Raw genomic sequence first — 7,523 nt, 5'->3', positions numbered from 1 at the left:
CCGCCACCTCCCGCACCGCCGCCGCACAGTCCGCCACCAGCCGGCGCTCCCCCGCATACACCAACCGCCCCGCCACCCCCCGCGCAGCCTCCACCATCCGCGCCGCCGCGGGGGGGGGGGGGGGGGGGCGCGCGCCCCCCCCCCCCCCCCCCACCCGCCCCCAGCCCCGCGCGGGGGGCGCCCCCCCCCCCGGCCGGGCCACCTCGGCGCGTGCGGGTGTGCGCGGGGCGGCCGGTGCTTCCCGGCCTCGGCGACCCGCGCGCGGCTGAACGGTGCGCGGGGACCTCGCAGGCCTCCCGCGCGCCGATCACGGCGAGACCGGCGCCCTGCACTGCCCGGCCCCTCGCGGGCGGTGGCGGCTTTCGGCTGTCACCACGCCCCCGGCGCCGGCGGCGGGACGACCGGCGGGCGGTCGTCGCAGGTGACCGTGTTGGGCAGCAGCCAGGGAGCGAGCCAGCCGCCGCCGTTGCCTCCCAGGTCCGTGAGGGAGAACTCCGAACCCGTCGCGGGGAAGTTGAACGAACCGCAGTTGTTGACGCCGACGGCGCCCACGTTGCGCGCGTCCACGTTCTCGAAGCTCGCCCCGCCCGCCGCGCGGGCGCTCAGCACCGAGGTGCCCGTACCGTCGACCCTGATGTCCTTGAAGTGGACGCCCTCGATGTCGTACCGGTCCTTCACGGCCCAGTCGGAGACGAGCATGACCGCGTTGTAGGTGCTGTCGAGGTAGTGGTCACCGGTGACCCGGATGTCCGCGGTGTCGATGCTCCTGTCCAGGGCGAAGATCCACAGGGCGCCGAGCCCGATCTTCCAGTTCAGCTCGTACGTACCGGCACGCACCGTCGTGTTGTCGTCGAGGTTCAGCTTTCCCGTGAACGGCTCGGCGCCGAAGCGGGAGCCGATGTGCAGAGCGCTGCCCTCGCGGACGGGGTCGGCGACCAGGTTGTTCGACACGGTGTTGTCGGTGCCGCCGTAGACCGCGATGCCGTTGGCGAGGACCGGGCTCTGGACGGTGTTGTGGTCGATGGTGTTGCGGGCGTTCGCCGTCCTCTCGGACCACATCGCCAGACCGTCGTCGCCGGAGTTGCGTACGAAGGTGTGGGTGATCCGCGAATCGGTCACCCCTGTATGGAAGTTGATGGCGTCGGCGATCTGGTCGACGATGATGTTGCCGCGGACCCGCAGGTTCTTCATCGGCCCGTCGAACCACATGCCGACCTTGGTGTGCCTGATGTGCAGGCCCTCGATGGTCGAGTCGCTCATCGCGCCGCCGATGCCGTTGACCTGGTCGGTGTCGATGCGTGTCCGTACGTCGCCCTCGATGGCGAAGCCGGACAGGTGGACGTTGCGACTGCCGCCGTCGGCCGCGTCCTTGCCGTAGAAGCCGACCCCGGTGTGGACGGACCCGTCGGCGGCCGGCTCGTCGAGCGTCACCTCGCGGCCCTTGATCTTCGTGTACCAGTTGCCCGCGCCGGTGATCGTGACGTCGTCGACGACGATGTGCCGGTCGACGCGGTACGTACCCGGCGGGATGTACACCGTGAGATGGGTGCGCCGGGCGAAGGCGATGGCCTTCTCGATCGCGTCCGCCGCGTCCCGCCGCCCGGTCGGATCGGCCCCGAAGGCAAGGACGTCGGCGGCAAGGAGTTCGACGTGCGGCCGGCCGACGAGCTCCGAGTCCAGCAGGTCGACGACCGTCCACGCGGCCCGGCTCCCGGCGGGAACGGTCAGTCGGACGGTGTCGCCCGCACGGTAGGTGCGGCCGAGCAGAAGGCGCTGCTCGTCGTAGAAGTGGCTGGGCCGGAAGGGCTTCTCGATCACCGGGGCGGGGCTCGTGGCGGCGGGTACGCAGGAGCACTCGGTGATCCACCAGTCGGGGTGGAGCAGTTCGGCGCCGGGGTCGTCGGAGAACGGGTACTGGTTGTACAACCAGGAGTACTGCGAGGTCAGCGTCATCGTGGAGCGCTTCTTGCCGTTCACCGCGACGTCCAGCGGTGCCGTGATCCCGCCGCCGCCCGGCGCGTCCGGGATGCTGTAGCGGACCGTGATCGCGTTGGCGGCGCTCGGGAGCGTGAACTCGACGTGCTCGCCCGGGGTGAGCTCGACCGCCTTACGGCCGGACGCCTCGGCGGGAAGCGTGTACGCGGTGCGGTCCGGGCCGATGACCGTGCCGTCGGTGGCCGCGTTCTCCGCCTCCTGCTCGGCGAACGCCACGCTCGCGCCCCGCCCCGCGACGAGCGCGGGGTCCAGGGCGGCCCGGGTGACGACGGGGGTGGGGGCGGCGGAGTGAGCACCCGCAGGCGTACCGGCCAGCACACCGAGGCCGACGGCGGCCGCGGTCATCGAGGCAACGGCAGCCGCGTACAGCCCCGTTCGGCTCTGCGGTCTTCGCAGCCGCGCTCCGGCACCGGTGAACTTCCGTGACATCGCAGGCCCGTTTCTCTGAGGAGGGTGAGGCGGGGGTGAACGACCGGGATGTCCCGGTGGGGCGGCCGCCGAGAAGGTGAGCCGACAGTAGGACCCGTACGCCTCGCCCCACAAGACATCTGCCAGAGAATATCGACGTGTTGTGATTCACCTGCGCAATCTCGTCGGTTTTTTGCGCGCACCCACTCGCGTCGTTGCGATGCCCCTCGCACCCACCGGGACAGCTGCCGACCACTGAGCTACCCGGTGCGCACCGGGCAGTCACGGGCATCCCGAGGGATGCCGGACACGCCTCCGCACACCTCGAACCGGCCCTCCTCGCCCGGCCCCGCACCCACACTCGACCATCCGATGGCAACCCCCGGATACGGCAAGCGTTCGGCCCCGGACCAACGCCCGCGCAACGGTTGCGACTTCGCCCGCCTCCTCCCCCGCGACGCGGCCATCGCCGCGTACATCGACGGGCTGTGCGACGGCGCCGACATCTCCGTGAAGACTCTCGCCAAGGCGCTCCCGTACGGGCAGTGCGCGCTGCGGACCACGTCGAACCGCCTCCAGAAAGCGGGCATCTGCGCCGGGGCAGCGAATGCGTCGCCACCGAGAAGGCCCTGCTCTGGGTCACCCGTACGTTCTTCTCCCGTACCGCGCGCGACGACGAGTGGTGAGCGGCGTTCACCCGGGGCGACGTACCGCCCACCCAACGGCCCACCCGTTCCAGGGCGTTCGTGCTGGGCCCAGGACCGGCGCCTCGCCATGACCCTTCGCCGCCCCCGTCGGGCAACGCTCTCTGCCCTCGGGGGACCTGTCCCCGCCCGGTATGTCCCGGGTATACAAGGAAGGTTCGCTCCGTCCAGCCCGGAAGGTCACCGGATGCGCCCGCACGCCTCCAAGCCCGCCCACGACGACGCCGGAACCGGTCGTCCGGTGGCGCGCAAGCCCGCTCCCGCACCGGAGAGGGCCGGGAGCGCCGGCCCCCAGGGGCTGCTGCCGCTTCCGCGCGCGGCCGGGAACGCGGCCGTGGTCCAGCTGCTGCGCCAAGCGGGCCACGCCGGAGCCGAGGAGACGCACCGGCACGGCACGGACTGCGGGCACGAGCAGGGCGGGCCGGTCTCGGTGCAGCGCTCGGCGGTACACGACGTACTGCGCTCCGCCGGACAGCCCTTGGACAACGGGACCCGTACGGACATGGAGGCCCGGTTCGGCGCCGACTTCACCGATGTACGTCTCCACACCGGCGGCGCGGCCCGTACCTCCGCCGCCGAGATCGGTGCTCGCGCGTACACCTCGGGGAACCACATCGTGCTGGGCGACGGCGGGGGCGACCGGCATACCCTGGCCCATGAGCTGACCCACGTCATCCAGCAGCGCCAGGGACCGGTGAGCGGCACCGACAACGGCGGCGGCCTCCGGGTCTCCGACCCCTCCGACCGGTTCGAGCGGGAGGCGGAGGAGCAGGCGACGCGCGTCCTGTCCCGCAGTGCCCCGGCCCGTGAATCGGCGGAGGCGACAGCCCCCGCGCCCGGCTCCGGTGCCCCATCGGTGCAGCGGATGCGCAGCGACAACCCCCACGCCGCCGGCGGCGCGCACAACGGGTGGGAACTGACCGCGCACCACGTCGTCGCCCACTCCCAGCTGAGCGGAGCGCTGGACTCCGTGGACGCCGAGAAACGGGCAGCCCTGCTCCGCCAGGCGGTGCCCCAGGTGATCACCGACACGATGCTGGCGAATCTGAAGGTCGAGATCCCGCCGCACATGAACCGGGACGACTTCCGCACCAGGCTGCGCACCGCACTGGTCAAGACGGGCGGGGGCGGCACAGCCGAATTCCTGGGGAACAACCTCAACGAGATCCGCTACGCCTTCTACGAATGGCAGGGCGGAAATCAGTTCCTGGGGCCCAACACCGGTCTCCGCGCGGAACCGACCGGCAGCGGAGAGGACACGGACTACGACGGCCGGAGCTTCTCCGCGCTCGGGGATGCCCAGTTCACGAGTCTCACCGCTCTGGGGGACGAGCTGAAGGCCGCGAACGCGGCCCAGGACAAGAAGAAGCAGGCACGGCTTCTGCGCGAGATCCTGAACATCACCGTGAACGCCACCCCGCGTCCCTTCGACGCCACCGCCTGGACCGAGGTGACCTCGGTGGGAGAGGTGGACCGGCTGGCCGGCGCCCTGGGCAGGGCGCACATGCGGGACTACACCTACTTCATGATGCGGATGGACGACATCGGGAGGGGGAGGTACACCGGGATCTCCCAGAACGAGGAGAAGACGAAGTTCTTCTACTACGGTCAGCCGATCCACCCCATGGAGATCAAGGGCTCCTTCATCTACGTCAAACTGAACACCGCGCAGGAAACAGTCGTCACGAAGGAGAAGGTGTCGCTCGCCGAACTCCTCCCCGAGGCCCGGCCCGTCGGCGGGTCCATGGAATTCGACCTGCCCGCCGACGGTCGCGTCGTCAATGGAGCTCTCACCCTGCCCGGGTACGCGGGATCGATCCCCGTCGAGGAAGTCACGCCCACCCGCTACCGGATCGGCCAGAACATCTATCGGAACCGGAAGGTCGACACCGACGCCGCGGGGATGAGACTTTCCGACTTCTGCGAGGAGGTCGGTGTCCCGACCTCCACCTTCCTGCCCCGCGTCCTGGTGGAGGCGCTGGCCTGAAGGGGCTGACGGCCGGCTACGGGCGCACCTTCGAATCTGCGGCTGCCCCGGCCGGCCGAGTTCCCGGCGGGACCGGCCGCGCCCCGGAGCCCCGGTACGGCGGAGGGCCCGGAACCGCGCGTCGCGGTCCGGGCCCATCCCCTGCGGTGCCACCCCTGCGGCGGCGGTGCGTCAGCTCTGTGCGGTGTCGTCGTCCGCCTGCCCGGTGCCCTCGGCCGCGCCCGTCTTCTCGCGCATCTTGCGCACCAGCTCCGCCTTCTGGTCGGCGGCACCCTTGCGGTCGAGGTTGCGGTGCGGACCGTTGTTCTGCCGCTCGGCGCGGGACAGCCGCTTGCGCTGGCCGCCGCCCATGCCCACGGGGTTGTTGATGTTCTTGCTCACGGTCATGGGTTCTCCCGGTCATGATGTGAAGTGATCTACGGATTCATCGGTGGTGAGGGGCGGCGACGTCGAAGGCCGTCAGCGGGGGCCCATCACGCTCTTCCTCGTAAATCGACGCTGGAAGAACATGACAAAGACGTTACCCGCTTCCGTCGGCCCCGCACACCATCCTTCTCGCCGCCCCCGCACCGGCCGGGCCCGCGGCGTGCGCGCGGGGTGAGCCGTCCCTCCGGAAACCCCAGTCGCCCACCGTGTCGTGGCACCGGTCGACTCCGTGGCTCAGGACGGCGTGCTCCATGGAAGGCCGCGCCCTCTCACTCCTCACCCTGCGGCAGCATGATCAAGGAATCCGCGTGGACGGTGACCCGCACCGGGACGAACTCCCGTGCCTCGACCCTGGACTCGCCCGTGCCGGGGTTCCGCGCATACCGCGGGTGCGCGCCCGCGCTGATCTGCCAGCGAATGCGGTGGCCCGCGGCGAAGCGGTACGCGGTGACGCTCATCGGGACCGTGACGTGGGCCGGATCCTCGCCTGCCGTAAGCACCCGGGCGAGTCCGTCACAGACGTTGGTGGAGCGGCCCGCCGCGTCCACGTCGCACAGCCGGGTGAAGACGTCCGCGTGCCCGGTGTCCGTGGACACGCTGATCCTCGCGGAGACGGCGCCCAGCACCGTGACGGGTGCGGTCAGGACCGGGCCGGTGAAGGTGAGGACGTCGTCGCGGGACTCCAGCGTGCCGTTGTTCCGGGCACCCGCCGTGGCGGAGAGCAGCGGACCGCCGAGGGAGGGGGCGGGGGCGGCGGGGTCGTGGCGGAAGGAGGCCAGGGGGGCGGCGTCCGTGGGCGGCTGCTCGGTGAGGTGGCCGTCGGCGGTCGGGAACCACGAGGTGGTGGCAGGGGTGAGGGGCCACGCGTCGAGGTCCTGCCATGCCGCGTCCGCGCCGCCCCTGTGGATGCGTACGGGGGTGGGGCGCAGCTCCGAGGGGTCGTCGCACAGGTGGGCGCGGAGCCAGGCCAGGCTCTCGGCGAACACCTCGGGCCAGCCCCTCGTCAGGGCGGAGGTGTGCGTCCACGGGCCGACGAGCAGGGCAGCCTCGCCGCCCGCCCGCCGCAGCCGTGCGTACTGCTGGAAGGTCTGGTCGACGAGGGCGTCGTGCCAGCCGGTGACGAGGGCGGTGGGGATGCCCGGCCGGTCGGCCGCCCCGCCTGCCGACGCGCCCCGCCAGTACGGGGCATCGGCGTCCGGGTGCGTCATCACGTCGTCGAGCCAGGGCACTTGCTGCCCGAGGGCGGCCGTGTACGCCCCCTTGAGCGGGCGCGCGTCGACGATGTCCTTCAGGTGGCGCCTCAGGCGCATCGTCGCCTTGACGAACGGCCTCATGCCGCGGTGCTGGTAGGTCATTCCGGCGCCCACGAGGAGCGCGTTCTCCAGGTGGAGCACGCCGTCCGTGTGGAAGAGGGCGTACGGGTCGTGCAGGCCGACCTGGACCACCATGGCCTTCAGCTCCGGCGGCGGGTCCAGGGCGAGCGCCCACTGGACGTAGCCGAGGTAGCTGGGTCCGACCGTGCCCAGGGTGCCGTCGAACCAGGGCTGTTCACGCAGCCAGTTCACCGTGGCGAGGCCGTCGACGGCCTCGTTGCGCCAGAGGTCGAAGGTGCCGCCCGAGCCGCCGGTGCCGCGGCAGCTCTGCAGGATCACGTGGAAGCCCTGTTCGGCGAAGAGCATGCCGTACTGGGGGGACCAGGGCACGCCCCGGCCGTAGGGCGAGCGCACGAGAAGGGTGGGGAAGTCACCCGCGTCACGGGGGAAGTAGTGGTCCGTGATCAGGGCGCTGCCGTCGGCGGCGGGGACGGTGAGGCCCGGCTCCCACCCGGCCTTGTGCCGTGCGGCGGGCAGCCCGCGCCAGGTGGCCCGCATCAGCCGTGCCGACAGCGGCGGCTTGGCCGACGGCAGGGTCCGGGCGGGCCTCGGCAGGGCGTCGTGCGTGGGTGATGTCATCGTTCGCCTCCGTCGCTCACTCATTCTCGTACCGTGTACGAGAATAGTCGA

The 7,523-nt window shown here is 71.6% G+C and carries 4 protein-coding genes and 1 pseudogene; 2 read left to right on the top strand and 3 right to left on the bottom strand.

The window, feature by feature from the left end:
• Positions 1-369: 369 nt before the first annotated feature.
• The gene (locus tag ABZ434_RS24180; protein WP_359140510.1) at positions 370-2,340 is read right to left on the bottom strand and encodes a glycosyl hydrolase family 28-related protein; all 1,971 of its coding nucleotides are present in this window, start codon (positions 2,338-2,340) and stop codon (positions 370-372) included.
• Positions 2,341-2,775: 435 nt separating this feature from the next.
• Here ABZ434_RS24180 and ABZ434_RS24175 point away from each other — a divergent pair.
• Together ABZ434_RS24175 and ABZ434_RS24170 are read left to right on the top strand one after the other, a co-directional pair.
• Positions 2,776-3,155: pseudogene (locus ABZ434_RS24175) on the top strand (hypothetical protein); the annotation flags it as partial.
• A gap of 139 nt (positions 3,156-3,294) precedes the next feature.
• Complete coding sequence (locus ABZ434_RS24170; protein ID WP_359140507.1) at positions 3,295-5,094, top strand: DUF4157 domain-containing protein; 1,800 nt, start codon at positions 3,295-3,297, stop codon at positions 5,092-5,094.
• A 171-nt stretch (positions 5,095-5,265) separates the two neighbouring features.
• Here ABZ434_RS24170 and ABZ434_RS24165 read toward each other — a convergent pair whose 3' ends face one another.
• Complete coding sequence (locus ABZ434_RS24165; protein WP_359140504.1) at positions 5,266-5,481, bottom strand: DUF6243 family protein; 216 nt, start codon at positions 5,479-5,481, stop codon at positions 5,266-5,268.
• Positions 5,482-5,789: 308 nt separating this feature from the next.
• The gene (locus ABZ434_RS24160) at positions 5,790-7,472 is read right to left on the bottom strand and encodes a CocE/NonD family hydrolase (protein WP_359140501.1); all 1,683 of its coding nucleotides are present in this window, start codon (positions 7,470-7,472) and stop codon (positions 5,790-5,792) included.
• Positions 7,473-7,523 lie beyond the last annotated feature (51 nt).

This window comes from Streptomyces sp. NPDC005761 (genome assembly GCF_040630635.1).
Classification (GTDB): domain Bacteria; phylum Actinomycetota; class Actinomycetes; order Streptomycetales; family Streptomycetaceae; genus Streptomyces.
This window is presented reverse-complemented; position numbering and strand designations above follow the sequence as displayed.

Coding starts and splice junctions, on each gene's coding strand:
- ABZ434_RS24160 (WP_359140501.1), bottom strand. CDS start 7,472: ATGACATCACCCACGCACGACGCCCTGCCGAGGCCCGCCCGGACCCTG.
- ABZ434_RS24165 (WP_359140504.1), bottom strand. CDS start 5,481: ATGACCGTGAGCAAGAACATCAACAACCCCGTGGGCATGGGCGGCGGC.
- ABZ434_RS24180 (WP_359140510.1), bottom strand. CDS start 2,340: ATGACCGCGGCCGCCGTCGGCCTCGGTGTGCTGGCCGGTACGCCTGCG.
- ABZ434_RS24170 (WP_359140507.1), top strand. CDS start 3,295: ATGCGCCCGCACGCCTCCAAGCCCGCCCACGACGACGCCGGAACCGGT.